Here is an 18,370-nt window from a genome sequence, read left to right on the forward strand (position 1 = left end):
CCCACGGGCCACTCAGTGTTCGCGTACGACGTACTGCTCGCGGTACTGCTCGCGTACGAGGCGGAGAACACGGTGCGGCTTGGGGAGCTCCCGGAAGAATGTCTGTCCCGGACGGGGACACGAGGCACCTCGCCATGGTGGGGTCGGGTGCAGACTTGAGGTTAACACTACCGGATCCAACAAACATTCCCCCTCTCCAAATCCGGCAACCGGGTGTCAGGTGGCGAGCGGAAGCACGCTCGCGCCCCGCGCGTCGAGACCGAGCCGGTTGGCGGCCCAGTCGGCGCCGGCCAGTGCTTCGACCTTGTCGGCGGTGTCCGCGTCGGCCAGCGCCATGACCGTGGGTCCGGCGCCGGAGATCACTGCGGGGATGCCGTCCCCGCGCAGCCGCTCCACGAGGGCCGCGCTCTCCGGCATGGCCGGGGCGCGGTACTCCTGGTGCAGGCGGTCCTCGGTGGCGGGCAGCAGCAGCTCGGGGCGCCGGGTGAGGGCCTCGACGAGCAGGGCGGCACGGCCCGCGTTGGCGGCGGCGTCGACGTGCGGCACGGTGCGCGGGAGCAGGCCGCGCGCGGTCTCGGTGAGCACCGGCTTGGCGGGGACGAACACCACCGGGACGATGGAGTCGGCGGGGTCCATCCTGATCGCCCGGGCGGCGCCGCCCTCCGTCCAGGACACGGTGAACCCGCCCAGCAGACAGGCCGCGACGTTGTCGGGGTGGCCCTCGATCTCGGTGGCGAGCTCCAGCAGCGCGGTGTCGTCGAGCTTGGCCTCGGCGCCTATCGTCACGGCGCGGGCGGCGACGATCCCGGCGCAGATGGCGGCCGAGGAGGACCCCAGGCCCCGGCCGTGCGGGATGCGGTTGGCGCAGACGATCTCCAGGCCGCGCGGCTGCCCGCCGAGCAGGTCGAAGGCGGTGCGCAGGGAGCGTACGAGCAGATGCCTCTCGTCGCGCGGGAGGGTCTCGCTGCCCTCGCCGGCGATGTCGATGTGCAGCCCGGAGTCGGCCACCCGGACGACCACGTCGTCGTACAGGCCCAGCGCGAGGCCGAGGGCGTCGAAGCCCGGGCCGAGGTTGGCGCTGGTGGCGGGGACGCGCACCCGGACGGCGGCGGCGCGGAACGCGGGACCGGCCATCGCTCGAAGACTCTCCTTGAGCTACGTGACGGTCGAATGCCGCTCGCCTGCCGCTCGACTGGCGCGGTGGGCATTCGACGGGCATTCGATGGACATTCGAGGGCGGGACCTTCGACGGCGTACGAAAACCCCTGGGGCAACCCCTGGGCCCGCCGCCGGCCGGGCTGGCCGGCCGCTCTCCGGGCCGTTCCGGGCCACTGTCCGGACCACGGGACGACGCGATACCGCGGCATATGCGGCGGGCGGGTTCAGTACAGCCTATCGAAGGAAGGTTCTGTGGCGACATAGGGCGCACAGGAGGCGCACGATGCGTGTCGTAAGCCCCCTGTGCACCCCCCGCAGAGAACTTTCCCAGGTGAGCGCCTTCTTACGCCCGTCCTGCCGGACCGTGTCGTCCCGCGCCGCTCCCGGTGCCACCGGGACGCGCCGCCCGCCCCGGGCAGGGGGCGGACGGCGACGGCCGGACCGGGCGGGGCCGGGCGAGGAGCCCGGCGGCGGTCCGGACGGCCGGGCGGACCGGGCGCCGGGTCAGACCAGGCCGAGGCGCTCCGCGGCGGTCGCGGCGTCGACGGGGACGGTGACCGGCTGCGGGGCGCCGGCGACGGCCCAGTCCGGGTCCTTCAGGCCGTTGCCCGTGACGGTGCACACGATCCGCTGGCCGGGGTCGACCTTGCCCTGCTCGGCGGCCTTCAGCAGACCGGCGACCGACGCGGCGGACGCGGGCTCCACGAAGACGCCCTCCTGCGAGGCCAACAGCCGGTAGGCGCGCAGGATCTCACGGTCCGTCACCTCGTCGATGAGACCGCCGGACTCGTCCCGCGCGGCCAGCGCCTGCTGCCAGGAGGCGGGGTTGCCGATGCGGATGGCGGTGGCGACGGTCGACGGGTCCTTGACCACCTCGCCGCGCACGATCGGGGCGCTGCCGGAGGCCTGGAAGCCCCACATGCGGGGGGTCCTCGTGGAGACGCCGTCGGCCGCGTACTCGCGGTAGCCCTTCCAATAGGCGGTGATGTTGCCCGCGTTGCCCACCGGCAGCACGTGGACGTCTGGCGCGTCGCCCAGCATGTCCACGATCTCGAAGGCGGCGGTCTTCTGCCCCTCGATCCGTACCGGGTTGACCGAATTGACCAGCGCCACGGGGTAGTTGTCGCTCAGGGCGCGGGCGAGCGTGAGGCAGTCGTCGAAGTTGCCGTCGACCTGGAGGATCTTCGCGCCGTGGACCAGCGCCTGGCCCATCTTGCCGAGCGCGATCTTGCCCTGCGGCACGAGCACGGCGGACACCATCCCGGCGCGCACCCCGTACGCGGCGGCGGAGGCGGAGGTGTTGCCGGTGGAGGCGCAGATGACGGCCTTGGCCCCCTCCTCCTTGGCCCTGGAGATGGCCATGGTCATGCCCCGGTCCTTGAAGGACCCGGTCGGGTTCGCGCCCTCGACCTTGAGGTGGACCTCGCAGCCCGTGCGCTCGGAGAGCACCTGCGCGGGCACGAGCGGCGTGCCGCCCTCACGGAGCGTCACGACCGGCGTGGTGTCCGATACCGGCAGCCGGTCCCGGTACTCCTCGATGATTCCGCGCCACTGGTGGGTCATTGCTGGTTACTCTCCTTCAACCCGCATGATGCTGGCGACACCGCGCACGGTGTCGAGCTTGCGCAGCGCCTCGACGGTCCCGCCGAGGGCCGCGTCGGACGCACGATGGGTGACGACGACGAGGGAGGCCTCCCCGTCCTTGCCCTGCTGGCGCACCGTGTCGATCGATACGCCGTGCTCCGCGAACACGGTCGCGACCTGGGCGAGAACACCCGGTTTGTCGGCCACGTCGAGGCTGATGTGGTAGCGCGTGACGACCTCGCCCATCGGCGAGACGGGCAGCGCGGCGTACGCGGACTCGCCCGGCCCGGTCGTCCCGCCGACCCGGTTGCGGCCCACGGCGACCAGGTCGCCGAGCACGGCGGAGGCGGTCGGCGCGCCGCCCGCGCCCGGCCCGTAGAACATCAGCTGCCCGGCGGCGTCCGACTCGACGAACACCGCGTTGTACGCCCCGCGCACCGAGGCCAGCGGGTGGCTGAGCGGGATCATCGCCGGGTGCACCCGCGCGGTGACCGACGCCCCGTCCTCGGCCCGCTCGCAGATGGCGAGCAGCTTGATGGTGCAGCCCATCTCCTTGGCGGAGGCGAAGTCGGCGGCGGTGACCTCGGTCATGCCCTCGCGGTGGACGTCGTCGAGGCGCACCCGGGTGTGGAAGGCGATCCCGGCGAGGATGGCGGCCTTGGCCGCGGCGTCGAAGCCCTCGACGTCGGCGGTCGGGTCGGCCTCCGCGTACCCCAGGGCGGTGGCCTCGTCGAGCGCCTCCTGGTAGCCGGCGCCCGTGGTGTCCATCTTGTCGAGGATGAAGTTGGTGGTGCCGTTGACGATGCCCAGCACCCGGTTGACCTTGTCCCCGGCGAGCGACTCGCGCAGCGGCCGGATCAGCGGGATGGCGCCGGCGACGGCGGCCTCGTAGTAGAGGTCCCGGCCGTGCCGCTCGGCGGCGGCGTGCAGCGCGGCCCCGTCCTGGGCGAGCAGCGCCTTGTTCGCGGAGACGACGGAGGCGCCGTGCTCGAAGGCGGTGGTGATCAGCGTCCGGGCGGGCTCGATCCCGCCGATGACCTCGACGACGATGTCGAGGTCGCCGCGTTTGACGAGGGCGGTGGCGTCGGTGGTGACGAGCTCCGCGGGAACGCCCTCGCGCACCCGGTCGGGCCGCCGCACGGCGATCCCGGCGAGCTCCACCGGCGCCCCGATGCGCGCGGCGAGGTCGTCGGCGTGCGTCGTCATGATGCGCGCCACCTCTGAGCCGACCACTCCACAGCCCAGCAGCGCCACCTTCAGCGGACGCGTACGCATCATCCGACCTCGTTTCCTGGTTACCGTCTCGGTTGCACCAGTCTCACTCACCGGACGGGAGTTTCTGCCCTTTGTCCGGATCGTGAGACGTCTATTTCATTTCCGTGCCCGGGAGGACAGAAGATCTTCCTCCCGGACGCACGGCCCGCGGTTCCGGCGGGCCGTGCAGCCGACGGGACGGCGGGGCGTGCAGCCGGCGGGCCGACGACGGGCGAACCCGCCGCCCCCGTCGTCCACCGGTCCCCGTCGTCCGTTCGCCGTTCGCCGTCCGCCCGTCATCCGACGTCGAGCCGGAGCAGGTCCTCCTCCGTCTCCCGGCGGACGATCACCCGCGCTCCCTCGCCGTCGACGGCGACGACCGGCGGACGCAGGACGTGGTTGTAGTTGCTGGCCATCGACCGGCAGTACGCCCCGGTGGCCGGCACGGCGATGAGGTCGCCCGGCGCCAGGTCCTCCGGCAGGAAGGCGTCCCGCACCACGATGTCCCCGCTCTCGCAGTGCTTGCCGACGACCCGGCACAGCATCGGCTCGGCGTCGGAGCTGCGGGAGGCGAGGGCGACGCTGTACTCGGCGTCGTACAGGGCGGTGCGGACGTTGTCCGACATGCCGCCGTCCACGGACACGTACGTCCGCAGCCCCTCGAGCGGCTTGACGGTCCCCACCTCGTACAGGGTGAAGGCGGTCGGGCCGGCGATCGCCCGCCCCGGCTCCACGGAGATGCGCGGCACGGAGAGCCGGGCGGCCTCGCACTCCCGGGTGACGATCTCGGTCAGCGCCTTGGCGATCTCGTGCGGCTCGCGGGGGTCGTCGTCGCTGGTGTACGCGATGCCGAGGCCGCCGCCGAGGTCGATCTCGGGCAGCTCGACCCCGTGCTCGTCGCGGATCTCCTTCAGCAGCCCCACGACCCGGTGCGCGGCGACCTCGAAGCCGGACATGTCGAAGATCTGCGACCCGATGTGGGAGTGGATCCCGATGAGCTCCAGCCCGTCGAGCCGGAGCACCCGCCGCACGGCCTCGGCGGCCTGCCCGCCGGCCAGCGGGATGCCGAACTTCTGGTCCTCGTGGGCGGTGGCGATGAACTCGTGCGTGTGCGCCTCGACGCCGACGGTGACGCGGATCTGCACCCGCTGCCGCCTGCCGAGGGACTGCGCGATGTGGGCGACGCGCACGATCTCCTGGAAGGAGTCGAGCACGATCCGCCCGACCCCGGCCTCGACGGCCCGGTGGATCTCGGCGGTGGACTTGTTGTTGCCGTGGAAGGCGATCCGGTCCGCGGGCATCCCGGCGGACAGGGCGGTGGCGAGCTCGCCGCCGGAGCAGACGTCGAGGTTCAGCCCCTCCTCGTGCAGCCACCGCACGACGGCCCGGGACAGGAACGCCTTGCCGGCGTAGAACACGTCGGCGCCGTCGCCGAAGGCGGTGCGCCAGGCCCGCGCCCGGGCGCGGAAGTCGGTCTCGTCGAGGACGTAGGCGGGGGTGCCGAACTCCTCGGCGAGCTGCTTGACGTCGATCCCGCCGACGGTGAGCACGCCGTGCTCGTCGCGTTCGACGGTCCGCGCCCACACCTTCGGGTCGAGGGCGTTGAGGTCGGCGGGGGGTGCGGAGTAGTGCCCCTCGGGGAGGACGTCGGCGTAGCGGGGCCCGGCGGGGTGTGCGGAACGGCTCATGTCTTCGGTGGCTCTCTTCGCTGTCTCTTCAGAGATGGTCGGGTGCGTCGACGCCGAGCAGGGACAGGCCGCCGGCCAGCACCGTCCCGGCGGCGTCGGCGAGCGCGAGCCGGGCCCGGTGGGCGGCCGAGGGTTTCTCCTCGCCGACGGGCAGGACGGCGGGCAGCAGGGGCACCGCGGCGTCGGCGACGGCTATGAGATGCCGGGCGAGCCGGTCGGGCGCGCGGTGCGCGGCGACCGCCGCGAGGACGCGGGGGTGGTCGGCGAGGGCCTGGAGCAGCGCCTGGGCGCCGTCGTCGGTCACCGGACCGGGCTCGGGGGCGAACCCCAGGTCGGCGGCGTTGCGCAGGAGGGCCCGGGTGCGGGCGTGGGCGTAACGGACGCGGAAGAGGGGGTTGTCCTCCCGCTGGACCAGGTGCTCGGCCCCGATCCGGGGCCGGTCGTGCGGGGCGGGGTGCAGCAGCGCCCAGCGGGCGGCGTCCCGGCCGAGGGGGAGCGGGTCGGCGGGGGCGGGGACGGGACGGACCTCGACGTACTCGTCCTCGTCCTTGTCCCCGTCCTCATCGACGTCTGCGTCGGTGTCGGTGTCGGAGGGGATTCCGTGGGTGTCGACGCGTACGCCGAGCAGGGTGGCCCACTCCGCCTCGGGCGGGGCGGCGCAACCGGTCCGCACGGCGGCACCCTGGGAGCGCAGGACACGGGCCAGGACGTCGAGGTGGACGGCGGCGCGGACCTCGCGGGGGGCGCGGAGCCGGACGGACCTGCCGCCCAGAGAGTCCCCGTGCCCGTACCGGAGGCCGCACCGCAGGACCTCCGCCACGAGGGCGACGGGCGCGGCGCTCCGCAGGCTGATGTTGAGGAACCCGGGCCCGGTGACGACGACGTCGGCGATACGGCCGTCGCTCAGCAGGCGGAGCCTGAGGACCTCGGCGACGTGCCGGGCCGGCCGGCCGGCCGGGCGGGCGAGCTGGAGGGCGACGTTGGTGGCGTAGTCCCCGCACCCCCCGGGCCGGGGCGGCGCGACCACGACCCGTTCGGGCACGGTCACCCGCAGTTCCCCCTCGTCGACGGCACGGCGCACCGCGTGCAGCACGGTGCGGGAGAGCTCGACGGGGGTCACGGTTCAAGCGTAGGGGAGGAAGAGGGTGGGTAAGCGAATAGGTTTGGGTGTGATCCCGGCATGTGGACGAAACCCACGTGCCGGGGACGTGCCCCGCATCACCCGCCCGGGGGCCGGGCCCTCACCCACCGGCGTGCCCGACCCCACCGATCCCACCGATCCCACCGGCCCATTCGGCCGCCGAGGCCGGCCCGGCGCCCCCGCTCTCGTCCGCCCGCCCCTCGCTCCCCCGCCCCCGGATCAACCGCCGGACCAGCCGGACGAGCTCACCGGGATCGAAGGGCTTGGCGAGGAAGGCGTCGACACCGGCACCGATCCCGCTCTCCACCTCACGCTCCGAACACGCGCTGACGATGGCGAGCGGAAGGTCCCGGGTCCGGGGATCGGCACGCAGCCGGGCAGCCGTGCGGAGCCCGTCGAGACGGGGCATGACGACGTCGAGGGTGACGAGGTCGGGCTGCACCCGATGGACGACTTCAAGACATTCGGCACCATCGGCCGCGGTCACCACCTCGATGCCCTCCAGCTCGAGGTTGACCCTGATCAACTGCCGGATGACCTTGTTGTCGTCCACAACAAGAACCCGGCCAGATGCGCCTGGCACAACTCGAGAGTAGGTCGCCCCCGGCCACCGCGTCCGGCGTTTCCCCACTTCCGCCTCTCCCGGGCGACACCCCGCACTCCGGACCGACCGGATCTCCGTGACCGCTCCGCCCGACGGACCGACCCGGCTCCCGGGGCCGGTCCGACCTCGGGACCGGTCCGACCCCGGACCGGTTCGACCCCGGACCGGTTCGACCTCCGAAACCGATCCGCCCGCCAGGCTGCCCCGGCCTCCGGTCACGGGTCCGGCCCCCCTCCCCGACTCCGTAAACGGGTTCCTGACCACCCCGCCGAAGCTGGTAGTGTTCTACCCGTCGACGCGATCACAGCGACCGACACGCCCCCGTAGCTCAGGGGATAGAGCAACGGCCTCCGGAGCCGTGTGCGCAGGTTCGAATCCTGCCGGGGGCACCCAGCATGAGGTGCCCAAAGACCCCGTCACCAGCGGAGACGCTGAGAACGGGGTCTTCGCGTATGTGCAGGCGTGTGCCGCCCGGAGCGGCCGTATGCCGGGGTCCGTGGACTATTCGTGGACAGGATCTTGGGACATCTTCCCTGGTCAGACCCGAGGTTTCCGAAGTGCCCGTCAGCCGGCGTCCGGCCACTCCTCAGGAGGCGGAGGCGGAGGCGGCTTCGGGTCGTCCCGCCGCTCCGCTTGCCGCGCGTTCTCCCCTCGCAGGCTCGTCAACGACGGCCACAGATCCGGCAGCGGCTGCGCCGAGCAGGCGAGACGGTGCTCGATACGGCACCGCTGGAACTGATCCGGCGGACACACCCCGTAGACCGTCACCCGTCCATCGGACAGCTCGATCCACCGATGCTCCGCCGGCACTGTGTGAGCCAGTGGATGCATGTCCGGCTCCAGTAGCACCCAGTCATGCTCGAGCGTCGCCACCCGATCCCCCAGCAGCCCGCAGTACGGGCAGCGGGACTGCCCACCACCCAGCCGCCGCGGCTTCTCTTCTAAGAGCCCCATACCGTGAGAGTCGCCAGCCCGACGGCCCGGGCGTAGAGCGCGAACCGGACGGAACCCCTGGGGCAACCGTCCGGCAGCGAGACGAGAGACGACGCGGCAGGTGCAACCAGCAACCAATGGCCGACGGCACACGGCCGAGATACGGCGAAGCCCTCCGGCCCATGCGGGCTGGAGGGCTAACGGCCTACGCGAGTGATCACTCGTACTCGCGCAACAACTCCTCGATCTTGCGGTTGACGATCTCCTGCCGTCCGTCGATGCACTTGGCGTAGCGGCTCAGCAGGACCTCCACACTGTTGCCCGCACGTTCGGCGACCTCCGTCGGGTCCACCCCGGAATTGAGCCAGGTCGACAGCGCCGAGTGCCGGAGGTCATACGGGCGAGCCGCGAGCGGGGAGGCGACCGCGGCCGACGGAAGCGCCAGCGCACGGGCCTCCTGCCAGACGCGGTAGTACGTCGAGGAGCCGACCACTCCCCCGCGTTCGTTGGTGAACAGCCGCCCGTCCTCGGCGGTGCCGAAGGTGTCGAGGTGCTGCCGGAGGATGGTGACGAGCTGGGGCGGGATGGGTACGAGCCGGACCTCTTCCGCCGGCCGGTTCTTGAGACCCCGGTCATCGTGGGTCTCGCCGGAGTCCGTCCACTGCTTGCCGACGCTGGGGCGCGTCCGGTTCAGCAGTACCGTCCCCCAGCCGGCTTCGGGCAGCTTTAGGTCCGCATCGGTGAGGCCGACGGCCTCAGCCGGGCGCAAGGCGCCGTAGTACATGCAGGCGAATAGGCCGACGAGTCGGCGACCACGCGCCCGGCCGTACCCACCGACGTACGAGACCGCAGTCAGCAGGGAACGGGCCTGCGCGGGATTGGCGACCACCCGGGGATCGACTTCCCCGGCCACCTTCGGTTTCTTCCAGCGGATGCCCGTGATCGGGTTCTCTTTGAACTCCCCGAGGTCCACCGCGTAGTGCAGCGCATTGACGAGCGTTCGCCGCTTACGCCGGACGGTCTCCGCGGCTGCCGCCGTCCCGTCGAGCTTCAGCTTGAGCGAATCCAGGACGGCCCTGCCGATCGCAGCGTCACCGAGGTCCGAGAGCGGACGCGATGCCTTGGCCACCCAGTGCAAGGTGTTCGCGATCTCGGTCGGCAATTCGCGCTCGTCCGGTCCGGGAAGGACGAAGGCCCAGTTACGAAGTGCCCTCCTTATCAGTTCCTCAGACGGTTGCCCCGGACGCTCGTCGAGAAGAGCCATCGTCACTGCGGTCAGGGCCTCATTGATCCCGTTGCGCGTGTTCGGTGCCGCGTGCGGCCACTTCATGGCGAGGTACTTCAAAGCGAAGGCGTACCAGGTCATCGAGGCTGCCTTTTCGACCATCGAGTCGGGCAGCCCTGTCTCTGTGTCGAACTCTTCACCGGCATGAGCGGCGCGGAGCAACTTGGAGCGGTAGTGGTCCGCAAGCCCCTTAGTGCGGAACTGCTCGGAGAACACGTTCCCGGCAACAGTCCACCGGACGTCATAGGACGACTTCTTGGTGTTCCTCTTCCGAACACCCCACACCTTTACGTCGAGGGACTTCACGCCGCCGCCTCCAACTGCCGCAACCAGGCGGTGAAGTCATTCCGCCACACCCGGAGCTCCCCGTTGGGCAGCTTGAACGCAGCGGGGCCCTGCCCCAGCTCGCGCCACCGGTAGAAAGTACGGCGGGACACACCCCCCAGCTCTTCGAGGATCTGCGGGACGGTCATCAATTCGTCGCGTCGGTGGTCCACGCCGGTTCTCCTTCCGTGTGGTCGTCTGTCAGGGCTACGGGCGAAGGAATGCCGTGAGCGATGAGGTGTTCTGCAGCGGTCAGGCCGACTCCGGCGAAGACCCAGTGGGAGAGGACGAGCACGGTGTCCGGGTCGGGCAGCGGGTGGCCGGCCTCGGCCGCGCGTTCGCGGGCCAGTGCTTCGTTGTGGTCGGCGCGTTCCTGGCGGAGGGCGCCGAGGGTGACGGAGTAGGCGCGGGACTTGGTGGAGAAGTGGCCGCGGAAGCCGAGCATGTGGGCCCACTTGCGCAGGCGCAGGTCTTCGAGTTCAGGCAGCGCGCCGAGGTGCCAGCAGGTGAGGATCATGCGCCGGGCGTGGTCGGTGACGCCGGAGCCGATCAGGTCCGTGATCGGGTTGCGGATGGGCCGGTCGAGGGTGCCCGCGGTCTCGGCGCCCTTGGTGGCGTACTTGGCGATGTAGGCCGCCACGGCGCGGCTGGACAGTTCCGAGGTGCCCGCGAAGTCGGCCGAGCGGATGGGGCGGATGTCGAGCTGTTCGCCGAAGCGGAAGGCGTACGCGTGGCCGTCGAGGACCGGGCCGGGTGCCTCGGCCTCCCGGGCCGCCGAGCGGATCGCGTCGGTGAGCAGTGCGGTCGTGGCCCAGGCCGGCGGGGCGTCCTCGGCGCCGTCCGGGCCGTCGAGGCGGATGACGGCGTGGAAGTGGACGGCGCCGCGCCGCTGGTACTCGGCGACCTTGGCGTAGGAGACCTTGAGGCAGTGGCGCAGCGCCGAGCGGCTGAGACCCGCGCGGGAGGCGAGGTGCTGGCGCAGGTAGGTGGTGAAGCGACCCCACAAGATCCCGGCGTGTGAGTTCCACAGGACGGCCGCGCGGTAGTCGTAGCGGTCCGGGTCCAGGGGCGTGCCGAGGGCGGGGTCGTCGTTGGGGTGGAGGCGTCCGCAGCGGCACCGGCCGCCACCGGGGCGGTTGTGGACGGGGCCGAAGGACGGGGCGGTGAAGGTGGCGAAGACGCGCGGGTGTTGGGCCACGGACGGGCCGATGCCCTTGCCGCCGCTCAGTCCGGCGGTGACCAGGTAGAAGGTGTCCTTGCGGTAGATCTCGGCGCAGGAGGCGCACCGGGTGGCGCGTCGGTTGTTGCAGCGGATGAGGAGCTGTCCGGCCGGAAGGTCGCGGTCGGCGATCTCGCGGACGATCTCCCCGGTGGCGGCGTGGACGTCGAGCCGGTGGCCCTCCATCCGGACGGGCCGCTCGCAGCCGCCGAGGCGCTGGATCTGGTGGGCGTAGGCGCTGAGGTCGCCGTGCCGGGCGAGTGCTGCCAGCTGGCGGATGGCTGCGGTCTCAGCCGCAGGACGCATGTGCGGGTTCCTCCTTTAAGAGAGCGGACGTGCGGTGCGAGCGCCCGGCCTGTCGAGTGGGCTAGACAGCATGGGCAGACCGGGCGGGCGGAGCGATGAGGTCAGCGGCGGGTGAGGACGGAGCGGACGACGACGGCGCACACGGCCACGGACGTGGCGGTGAGGGCGACGGCCAGGAGCATGGAGACCAGGACGGCACCGACGACCAGGACCACGGCGGTGCCACCGCCGACCAGGGCGAGCGCGGTGCCGGGCATGAGCCGGACGGCCGGGCGGGCCGGGACCGGGGTGACGGGGGCCGGCAGCGGAGCCGGGGTGCCCGGCGTGATGGTGGTCGGTTCGACGACGGCGGGCGGGGCGACCAGGCCGGTGGGCTGCGGCATGGTCGGGACCTTCGGTCGGAACATGAACCCTCTCCCTTCGCGGGTCACTTGAGGACGGGGTCGATGACGGGGGCGAGCAGGCTGTCGGCGAGGAGGTAGCCGCCGACGAGCAGCACGGCGATGAGCCACCAGGGCGGGCGGATGAGCTTGACGCCGAGGACGCCGACGACGAGCAGGGCGAGCCAGAGCGGAACGTCCACTTCGGTGGTCTCCTGTCAGGCCGGGCAGCGGTGGGTACGGGCGGCCAGTTCGGCAGCGGCGCGGCTGTCGTACTCGGCGGAGAAGTCGCAGCGGGGCGCGGTGCAGGCGGCCAGGTGACGGTTCCGGCCGCGATCGACGTACGAGGCGACGTTGACCGGGCCGATGCGGCGGACGTTGCGGAAGCGCCGATTCATAGTGGTGCTCCTCTCTCAGAGGTGGGCGGCGACGGATGCGGTCATGGATGGGGGCAGGCCGAGCCGGGCGCGCACGGCGTCCGGGTCGGCGGGGCGGCCGGTGGCCGAGCGGTGTTCCTCGGCCAGGGCGCGGACGCGGTCGACGAGGGCGGGCGGCAGGGCGACGGCGGAAGCGGACGCGGGGGCCGGAGTGGCGACCGGTTCGGCAGCGGGCTCCGGAGCCGGGCCGGGGTCGGTGGAGGGCGCCGGCAGCGCCTCACGGTCGGGCCGGTCGACGGCAGACGGAACGGGGTGTGGCTCCGTTTCGGCGTCCGCCGCCGGGGAGGCCTGGGCCGTCGGTGTTTCCAGGGCGTGCGGGGCGTGGGCCAGCAGCGTGCCGCCGAAGAAGGCGACGGCGGGCCAGCCCGCGACCGTCACGCGGAGCCAGGCCGGTACGTCGTCCAGGTCGAGGAGCCCGGCCGTGGCGACGTTGGCGCCGAGGGAAGCGGCCAGGGCCACCAGGAACCACAGCCGCGGGCCACCGGCCGCCTGTCCCGCCCGCTGCTGCTGGCGCATCCGGCGCCAGGCGGCGACCAGGAGCAGGTCGACGCTCACGGGGTAGGCCCACGCCTTCCAGCCGTGCTGTCCGGCCGCCGCGGCGAGGTCGTGCAGGTGGGAGAAGGACAGGGCACCGGCGATGACGGCCTGAACGATCACGGCGTCCACGCGGGCCAGGTGGGCACGCATCGACTCGGTCTCCTTCCGGTTTCGGGCATGGGAGGGGGAGGGACATGACGCGAGGCGGTCACGCCGGCCGTGGGAGGGGGAGTGCGGTTACTCGGTGGTCGGGCGAGCGGTGGGTGCGACAGGAGCGGCCGAGGGAATCTTGGCGGGCTCCGGGGCGACGACGGGCCGGAAGGCGTCGAGGCGGGTCAGTTCCGGGACCAGGCCGGAGGTGTCGCGGCAGACGGCCGCCGCGTCGTCGAGGGTGAGGTGGGGCGAGCGGACGCGGGACCAGCCACCAGAGGAGTCACCGACGACCGCGACGCCGGGCCGTTCGGCCGGAATGGAGGTCGCGGCCAGCGCCGCCTCCGGCGCGATGTCGCCGAGCGCCATGTTGGCGGACGTCTCGTCGTTGACGCGGTGGCAGACCCGCCCGGTGAGCTGGGCGCGGAGCATGGTGGCGCCCTTGCCCAGCTCGGCGCCGAAGCGCTGCCCGCACACCTCCAGGTAGATGCCGGCCGCGCGGCCGAGCTGGGCGAGACGGATGAGCTTGGTGACCATCGCGTCCCGCCGCTTCTCGTCGTCCTTGCTCGCGGCGAGGAAGAGTTCGGCGACCTCGTCGACGACGACCACGACCGGCACCGGCCGCGCCTTCTCCGGCAGGCCCCAGACGTCCGAGGCGAGCACGGCATCCGGACCGGTCCCACCCGTCATGCCGATCAGGCGGAACCGTGCCTCCATCTCCTCCACCAGGACGTCGAGGAGTTCGTTCGCACGGTCCGGCGTGTCGGCGAGTGCCGACAACCGGGGCGCGAACGGCGCCAGTTCGACGCCCCATTTGCAGTCGATGCCGACGAGTGCGACGGGTCGCCGGGCCAGCCCGCACAGCAGGTTCCGCAGGTACACGGACTTGCCGGACTGCGTGGCGCCGAGGATGAGTTCGTGCGGCACGGTGCGGAAGTCCCGGACGTGCCAGTGCCCGTCTTCGCGCAGCGCCAGCGGCAGGGACAGCGGTTCGGTGCGCAGCCACCGCCGAGCGGGCCGGACGTCGGCGAGGACGTCCCAGCCGACCAACCTCAGCTCCAGCCGCCCCGGCTTGGTGGGCCGGACGTGCACGGCGTGCGCGCCCCAGGCGTGCCGCAGCCGGTCGGCCGAGGCGGTGAAGTCCTCGGGCGCCTGCCCGGCCGCCATGCGCAGCCGCATCACGAGCCCGGACCCGGTCGGCAGCGGCAGCGACCGGCGGGGCGGTACGGGGGCAGCCTGCCGCCCCACCATCCGGGCGGTGGCCCGGCGCATGGCCGAGGCGGGCACCGTCAGTCCGCAGGCGTCCATGGTGGCCCGGTACGTGGCAAGCACCCGCAGCGTCACGGCCGGATACCCGACCAGCCACCAGAACAGGACCGGCAGCCGACGGCGCACCGCGACCAGCGCGGCCACCGCCAGCAGGGCTAACACCAAAATCCACAGGGCATCGGTCATGACGCTCAGCCCTGCGCAGCCGAAGTGCCGACCATGACGGCGTCCGCCCGGTAGGCGATGCCGTGCCGGGTGCGGCCGCCGAACTCGCTCTCCCAGGGCCGGGCCACCAGCCCGGACAGGAAGACCGGCGCACCCATGACCAGGCCCTCGCCGATGCCCTTCTCGGGCACGGTGACCTTGATCATGTCCGAACCGCCCTCGGCGATGAACACCAGCTCCAGGACCATGAGCCGGTCGTTGGTCACCGGGTCCACGGCCACCTCACCGGTCTGCCGGTCCCTCACCTTGACCTCGGGCAGCTTCGTGACCAGCAGAGTGGCGGACGAGGTGTCCACGGGGATGACACGCATGCTGTGAACCTCACTTGATCGGGCGTCCGTCACGGACGCCGAGCTGCTGAATACCCCCCTAGACAGCACAGGAAGGAACCCACCCCAACTGTCTAGGGGGGTTGACGGCTACCGTAACGCGACACTCCGACAACTGTCTAGGGGGGTATACGAGCGCCGTGTCGGCAGAGTGATTGGCGCTCTACGAAAGCGCCCAGTGCAGGGCGGTGGCGTCATCGTGCGCCTTGCCCCGCGGCCAGCGCCGGCCGTCGGGGTCGCCATCCTCCGCCTTACGGGTCTGGCGGATCAGTTCGTCCGGGCCAGCGGAGTCGAGGAGAGCCAAGGTCTCGTCCCACGACGCCAGTTCAAAGCGGTCCACCAGCCGTGTCGCGCCGTCGCTCAGCAGCGTCACGGAGGCCAGGGAGTCCAGCGGCACCGTGCCGGTCAGCGCATGCTCGGCCGCGAGCGGATCGGAACCGGCGATCCAGAAGCCACCCGGCCGGTTTCGGAGAGACGTCAGGGCGTCCCGGTACTCGGCCAGCGCGGCGGCATGTTCCGGTGAACCGGTGGGCAGCTCGTCGAGCGGCCCGCGAAGCCTCGCCCCGACCTCGTCCAGGCGCCGGTCAGTGATGACGGAAGAGCTCCCATTCCGGTTCGCGAGGAGCAGTGAGGAGTCACCGAGCACGAGGTGTTCGAGCACTCCGTCACGAGCACGGACGGCAACGACCGTACTGGTCGGACTGGCCCGGTACTCCAGGTCGCAGACGTCTTCGTGGAGCGAGCGGGTGATGCGGATGGAGTCGGCCAGGCACTCAGCCAGCGACCAGGCCGGACGTGCGACGAGGGTGCGGAGCAGCAGTGTCCCCAACGTTCCGGAGAACCAGGCGACGCCGTGCACGCACCCGGTTTCCGCGCCCCCCACGTCGGCGCCGTCGAGGAGCACGGCAGCATCAGGGGCGGCAGCGGCGAAGTCCTCGTTCTCACTGTCCGGCGTGGACGGCGAGGTACCAAAGGTGAACCTCACTCCGCCGTCTCCTCGTCGTGACGGTAGAGCGGGCAGACCAATTCGACGGACCGCGGCTCACTGGTCTCCGGGTCGTACTCGGCCCCTACCAGCGTGGAGAACCGGTGATCTCCCACCTGCCCCCATAGGGAGTTGAGTTCGGAGGTGAGCAGCTGGACGACGCCGAGCGATCCTTGCGTGTGGATACCGGCGATGGCCAGGAGCGAGCCCTTGCCGTCCGGGCGCGGCAGCCGGCCGAGATAGCCGATGTCGTACGGCCGGGCCGGATCGCTGTCCTGTCCCGACCGGTGCACGGTGCCGGTGAGCCGGTCCACGACCGTCCAGGGGCCGTCTTCCGCCTTCTCCCAGTGCAGCACGGGGTCTTGGGCGTAGGTGTTCCACATGTCCTGTGACATGCGCGGCCCGCAGACGACGACCAGGCCGTCACGGTTCAGGTCGATCTCTCCGCTGACCGGTACGTGTTCGGAGGTGACGGCGAGCCCGTACGACCGCGCCAGGTCCTCCAGACGCTTGCCGGAACTGACGTCGTCCACGGCAACGACCGTGCGTCCGCGTTCGTCGTCCCGCCGCAGCGGGGTCGCGACCGTGACGGCGCCCGACCCGAGGAACGCGCCCTCGGGCGCCGGGCCGGTGTGGCGGATCTGGTGAATGCGCCCGCGGCTGAGGCCAGCCTTCGCCGCGATCTGCGCGTACGACAGCCCTTGCGCATGGAGGTCCTGCACCACACGGCGCCGCAGTCGAGCGAGTTCGGTGACCTCCTGCTGTGCGTCGGCCAATCGCGTCGTGACCTCACGCAGGAGCAGGTACGGATCATCGATCGCCATGATCCGTTGCAACTCGTCCGACATGTGCTCACCTCCTTGCCTCACCCAAGAGTCTAGGCCCCTAGACGAAACGGGCGAGAGTGGCCGACCCGACCGGACGCCAATCACGTGGAGGCCGGACCGGCGCCGAGGCACCCCGCGAGGAGTCATTCCCCGCCGCCCGCGCGACGGCCGAGGAGGAGCAGGTTGGAGGCGTTCACGCTCCCTCCAACACCAGATCCGCCCACACCGAGGAACCCTGCGGCAGAGTTTTGGCACCCCAGTCCTTCGCGCAGGCCGCTACCAGCATCAGCCCGCGGCCGCCCTCTTCCAGGTCGGTCGCGTCCCGCATCGCCGGGGTACTGTCGCTGCCCTGGTCGATCACCTCGATGCGTACGAAGTCCGTGCCGAAGCCGACGACCACGAGGAACCAGCCGCCGGCCTTGCCGCTCAGCGAGTGGCGTACGGCGTTGGCCGCCAGCTCTCCCACGACCAGGGCCCCCTCGTCGACGCAGCCCCACTCCCGGAGTAAGGCGGCTACGAAGTGACGAGCTTCGGCGACTTGTTCAGGCAGGCCAGGGAAGGCACGGCACCACTTGGTGAGCACGGCAACACTCCTCGTCTAGAGGGCTAGACAGCATGAGGAGCAGAGTATTCCCACCCACGGCACCAATCTAGGCATGCAGAGGAATTATTCCTCTACCGAGTGAGGGTGGCCTCCAGCTCACGGAACTCCCCCATCACTTGCATCAGCAGGTCCCGCACCTCACCGCCGAAGACGGCCGCGTCTTCGAACCGGCTGAACCTCTCCTCGTACCGAGCGAGCTCATCCGCCTCGGTCGAGACCCGTTCACTCGGGAACGCCTCCACCACGACCGCTTGCCGATCGCAGAGCGTGAAGCCGTGACGAGGCAGCACCGGCACCGGGCGACGCCACGGGATGACGCCGAGCCGCACCGTGTCCAGACTCTCGACGGCCAACAGTCGATCAAGCTGGGCGAGCATCAGCGAGGGCGTCCCCGGCCACGTCCGCAACACAGCTTCTGTCAGCACGAACACCGACTCGCGTCCCGGCTCGTACAACAGGCTCTGTCGCTCCACTCGCGCAGCAACGGCCCGGCCGACCGCCTCAGCGTCCAGATGTGGTGATGTCAGGAAGACTTGCCGGGCGTACTCGGCACTCTGGAGCATGGCCGGCAGGACCACGCACTGAAAGGAGCGCACCAGCTGAGCACCGCGGACTGCCTCATCCACGACTGAGCCCGCAGAGGCGCCCTCTTCGAGTTCGGAACCGGTCTCCACCGCAGCCTCAACCGCGGCCAGTAGCTCGCGGACCTCACCGGCGGCCGGCTCATCGAGTCCGAGCGCCCGGGACAACCGGTCCAGCACATCAAGGCTCGGGACCATACGACCGTTCTCCACCTTGGAGACCGTCGGCTGACCTACACCGGCTCGCTCTGCCAGAGCAGCACCCGTCAGGCCAGCATCCGCACGCAGAGCCCGAAGACGCGCCCCAAGCACCCTCATCCGCTCGCGCCGTTCACTCCCCATACCCAGGGTTCTACACCACCAGCCAACAGCCACCAGGCACAAGAGCAGCATCAACGGCCAGCAGCATGAGCGTGATTCAAAGTCTCTCTACTGGTTCAAGGCCCGCGCACGGCGCGGGCGCGGGGGGGGGGGGGGGGGGGGGGGGGGGGGGGGGGGGGGGGGGGGGGGGGGGGGGGGGGGGGGGGGGGGGGGGGGGGGGGGGGGGGGG

20 protein-coding genes and 1 tRNA gene are annotated in these 18,370 nt (G+C 71.6%); 1 reads left to right on the top strand and 20 read right to left on the bottom strand.

Features of this window, described 5'->3' with window-relative positions; all coding sequences use genetic code 11:
- Window positions 1–216 precede the first annotated feature (216 nt).
- The 6 genes from thrB to ACZ56B_RS17990 form a co-directional block, all read right to left on the bottom strand.
- Window positions 217–1,134, bottom strand: coding sequence for a homoserine kinase (gene thrB, locus ACZ56B_RS17965; RefSeq protein WP_468790930.1), 918 nt, complete (start codon window positions 1,132–1,134; stop codon window positions 217–219).
- 528 nt (window positions 1,135–1,662) lie between these two features.
- Window positions 1,663–2,721 carry a threonine synthase gene (thrC, locus tag ACZ56B_RS17970; protein ID WP_468790932.1) on the bottom strand — a complete coding sequence of 353 codons (1,059 nt, stop codon included), beginning with the start codon at window positions 2,719–2,721 and terminating at the stop codon, window positions 1,663–1,665.
- 6 nt (window positions 2,722–2,727) lie between these two features.
- A complete protein-coding gene (locus ACZ56B_RS17975) occupies window positions 2,728–4,020 on the bottom strand; it encodes a homoserine dehydrogenase (protein ID WP_468790934.1) in 1,293 nt (430 codons plus the stop codon).
- A 272-nt stretch (window positions 4,021–4,292) separates the two neighbouring features.
- Window positions 4,293–5,684 carry a diaminopimelate decarboxylase gene (gene lysA / locus ACZ56B_RS17980; RefSeq protein WP_468790938.1) on the bottom strand — a complete coding sequence of 464 codons (1,392 nt, stop codon included), beginning with the start codon at window positions 5,682–5,684 and terminating at the stop codon, window positions 4,293–4,295.
- 28 nt (window positions 5,685–5,712) lie between these two features.
- Entirely contained in the window at window positions 5,713–6,804 is a 1,092-nt protein-coding gene (gene nrtL, locus ACZ56B_RS17985) for an ArgS-related anticodon-binding protein NrtL (RefSeq protein ID WP_468790940.1), read from the bottom strand.
- A 121-nt stretch (window positions 6,805–6,925) separates the two neighbouring features.
- A complete protein-coding gene (locus ACZ56B_RS17990) occupies window positions 6,926–7,456 on the bottom strand; it encodes a response regulator (protein WP_468790942.1) in 531 nt (176 codons plus the stop codon).
- 290 nt (window positions 7,457–7,746) lie between these two features.
- Between ACZ56B_RS17990 and ACZ56B_RS17995 the strand changes: the two genes are divergently transcribed.
- Window positions 7,747–7,818: transfer RNA gene (locus ACZ56B_RS17995), tRNA-Arg, on the top strand.
- A 175-nt stretch (window positions 7,819–7,993) separates the two neighbouring features.
- Here the strand turns inward: ACZ56B_RS17995 and ACZ56B_RS18000 are convergent.
- The 14 genes from ACZ56B_RS18000 to ACZ56B_RS18065 form a co-directional block, all read right to left on the bottom strand.
- The gene (locus ACZ56B_RS18000) at window positions 7,994–8,383 is read right to left on the bottom strand and encodes a DUF6083 domain-containing protein (RefSeq protein ID WP_468790944.1); all 390 of its coding nucleotides are present in this window, start codon (window positions 8,381–8,383) and stop codon (window positions 7,994–7,996) included.
- A gap of 196 nt (window positions 8,384–8,579) precedes the next feature.
- The gene (locus ACZ56B_RS18005) at window positions 8,580–9,953 is read right to left on the bottom strand and encodes a tyrosine-type recombinase/integrase (protein ID WP_468790946.1); all 1,374 of its coding nucleotides are present in this window, start codon (window positions 9,951–9,953) and stop codon (window positions 8,580–8,582) included.
- Complete coding sequence (locus ACZ56B_RS18010; RefSeq protein ID WP_468790971.1) at window positions 9,950–10,120, bottom strand: helix-turn-helix transcriptional regulator; 171 nt, start codon at window positions 10,118–10,120, stop codon at window positions 9,950–9,952. The genes ACZ56B_RS18005 and ACZ56B_RS18010 overlap by 4 nt, the downstream gene beginning before the upstream one ends.
- The gene (locus tag ACZ56B_RS18015; RefSeq protein WP_468790947.1) at window positions 10,120–11,496 is read right to left on the bottom strand and encodes a replication initiator; all 1,377 of its coding nucleotides are present in this window, start codon (window positions 11,494–11,496) and stop codon (window positions 10,120–10,122) included. Before ACZ56B_RS18015 ends, ACZ56B_RS18010 begins: the two co-directional genes overlap by 1 nt.
- 101 nt (window positions 11,497–11,597) lie before the next feature.
- Entirely contained in the window at window positions 11,598–11,903 is a 306-nt protein-coding gene (locus tag ACZ56B_RS18020) for a SpdD-like protein (RefSeq protein ID WP_468790949.1), read from the bottom strand.
- A 20-nt stretch (window positions 11,904–11,923) separates the two neighbouring features.
- Window positions 11,924–12,079, bottom strand: coding sequence for a hypothetical protein (locus ACZ56B_RS18025; RefSeq protein ID WP_189559203.1), 156 nt, complete (start codon window positions 12,077–12,079; stop codon window positions 11,924–11,926).
- A gap of 15 nt (window positions 12,080–12,094) precedes the next feature.
- Complete coding sequence (locus tag ACZ56B_RS18030) at window positions 12,095–12,274, bottom strand: mobile element transfer protein (RefSeq protein WP_061927187.1); 180 nt, start codon at window positions 12,272–12,274, stop codon at window positions 12,095–12,097.
- A 15-nt stretch (window positions 12,275–12,289) separates the two neighbouring features.
- Window positions 12,290–13,000: a DUF2637 domain-containing protein gene (locus ACZ56B_RS18035; RefSeq protein WP_468790951.1), complete on the bottom strand. Its 711-nt coding sequence runs from the start codon at window positions 12,998–13,000 to the stop codon at window positions 12,290–12,292.
- A gap of 87 nt (window positions 13,001–13,087) precedes the next feature.
- Complete coding sequence (locus ACZ56B_RS18040; RefSeq protein WP_468790953.1) at window positions 13,088–14,455, bottom strand: FtsK/SpoIIIE domain-containing protein; 1,368 nt, start codon at window positions 14,453–14,455, stop codon at window positions 13,088–13,090.
- A gap of 5 nt (window positions 14,456–14,460) precedes the next feature.
- Window positions 14,461–14,805 carry an SCO3933 family regulatory protein gene (locus ACZ56B_RS18045; RefSeq protein ID WP_468790955.1) on the bottom strand — a complete coding sequence of 115 codons (345 nt, stop codon included), beginning with the start codon at window positions 14,803–14,805 and terminating at the stop codon, window positions 14,461–14,463.
- A gap of 181 nt (window positions 14,806–14,986) precedes the next feature.
- A complete protein-coding gene (locus ACZ56B_RS18050) occupies window positions 14,987–15,808 on the bottom strand; it encodes an integrase (protein WP_468790957.1) in 822 nt (273 codons plus the stop codon).
- Window positions 15,805–16,656, bottom strand: coding sequence for a sigma factor-like helix-turn-helix DNA-binding protein (locus tag ACZ56B_RS18055; RefSeq protein WP_468790959.1), 852 nt, complete (start codon window positions 16,654–16,656; stop codon window positions 15,805–15,807). The genes ACZ56B_RS18050 and ACZ56B_RS18055 overlap by 4 nt, the downstream gene beginning before the upstream one ends.
- Before the next feature lie 172 nt (window positions 16,657–16,828).
- Window positions 16,829–17,218, bottom strand: a complete 390-nt coding sequence (locus ACZ56B_RS18060; protein ID WP_468790961.1) for an ATP-binding protein — start codon at window positions 17,216–17,218, stop codon at window positions 16,829–16,831.
- Between the two features lie 92 nt (window positions 17,219–17,310).
- Window positions 17,311–18,162 carry a helix-turn-helix domain-containing protein gene (locus ACZ56B_RS18065; RefSeq protein WP_468790963.1) on the bottom strand — a complete coding sequence of 284 codons (852 nt, stop codon included), beginning with the start codon at window positions 18,160–18,162 and terminating at the stop codon, window positions 17,311–17,313.
- Between the last annotated feature and the right edge of the window lie 208 nt (window positions 18,163–18,370).

The sequence above is a fragment of the Streptomyces sp. NPDC034670 genome (genome assembly GCF_055574875.1).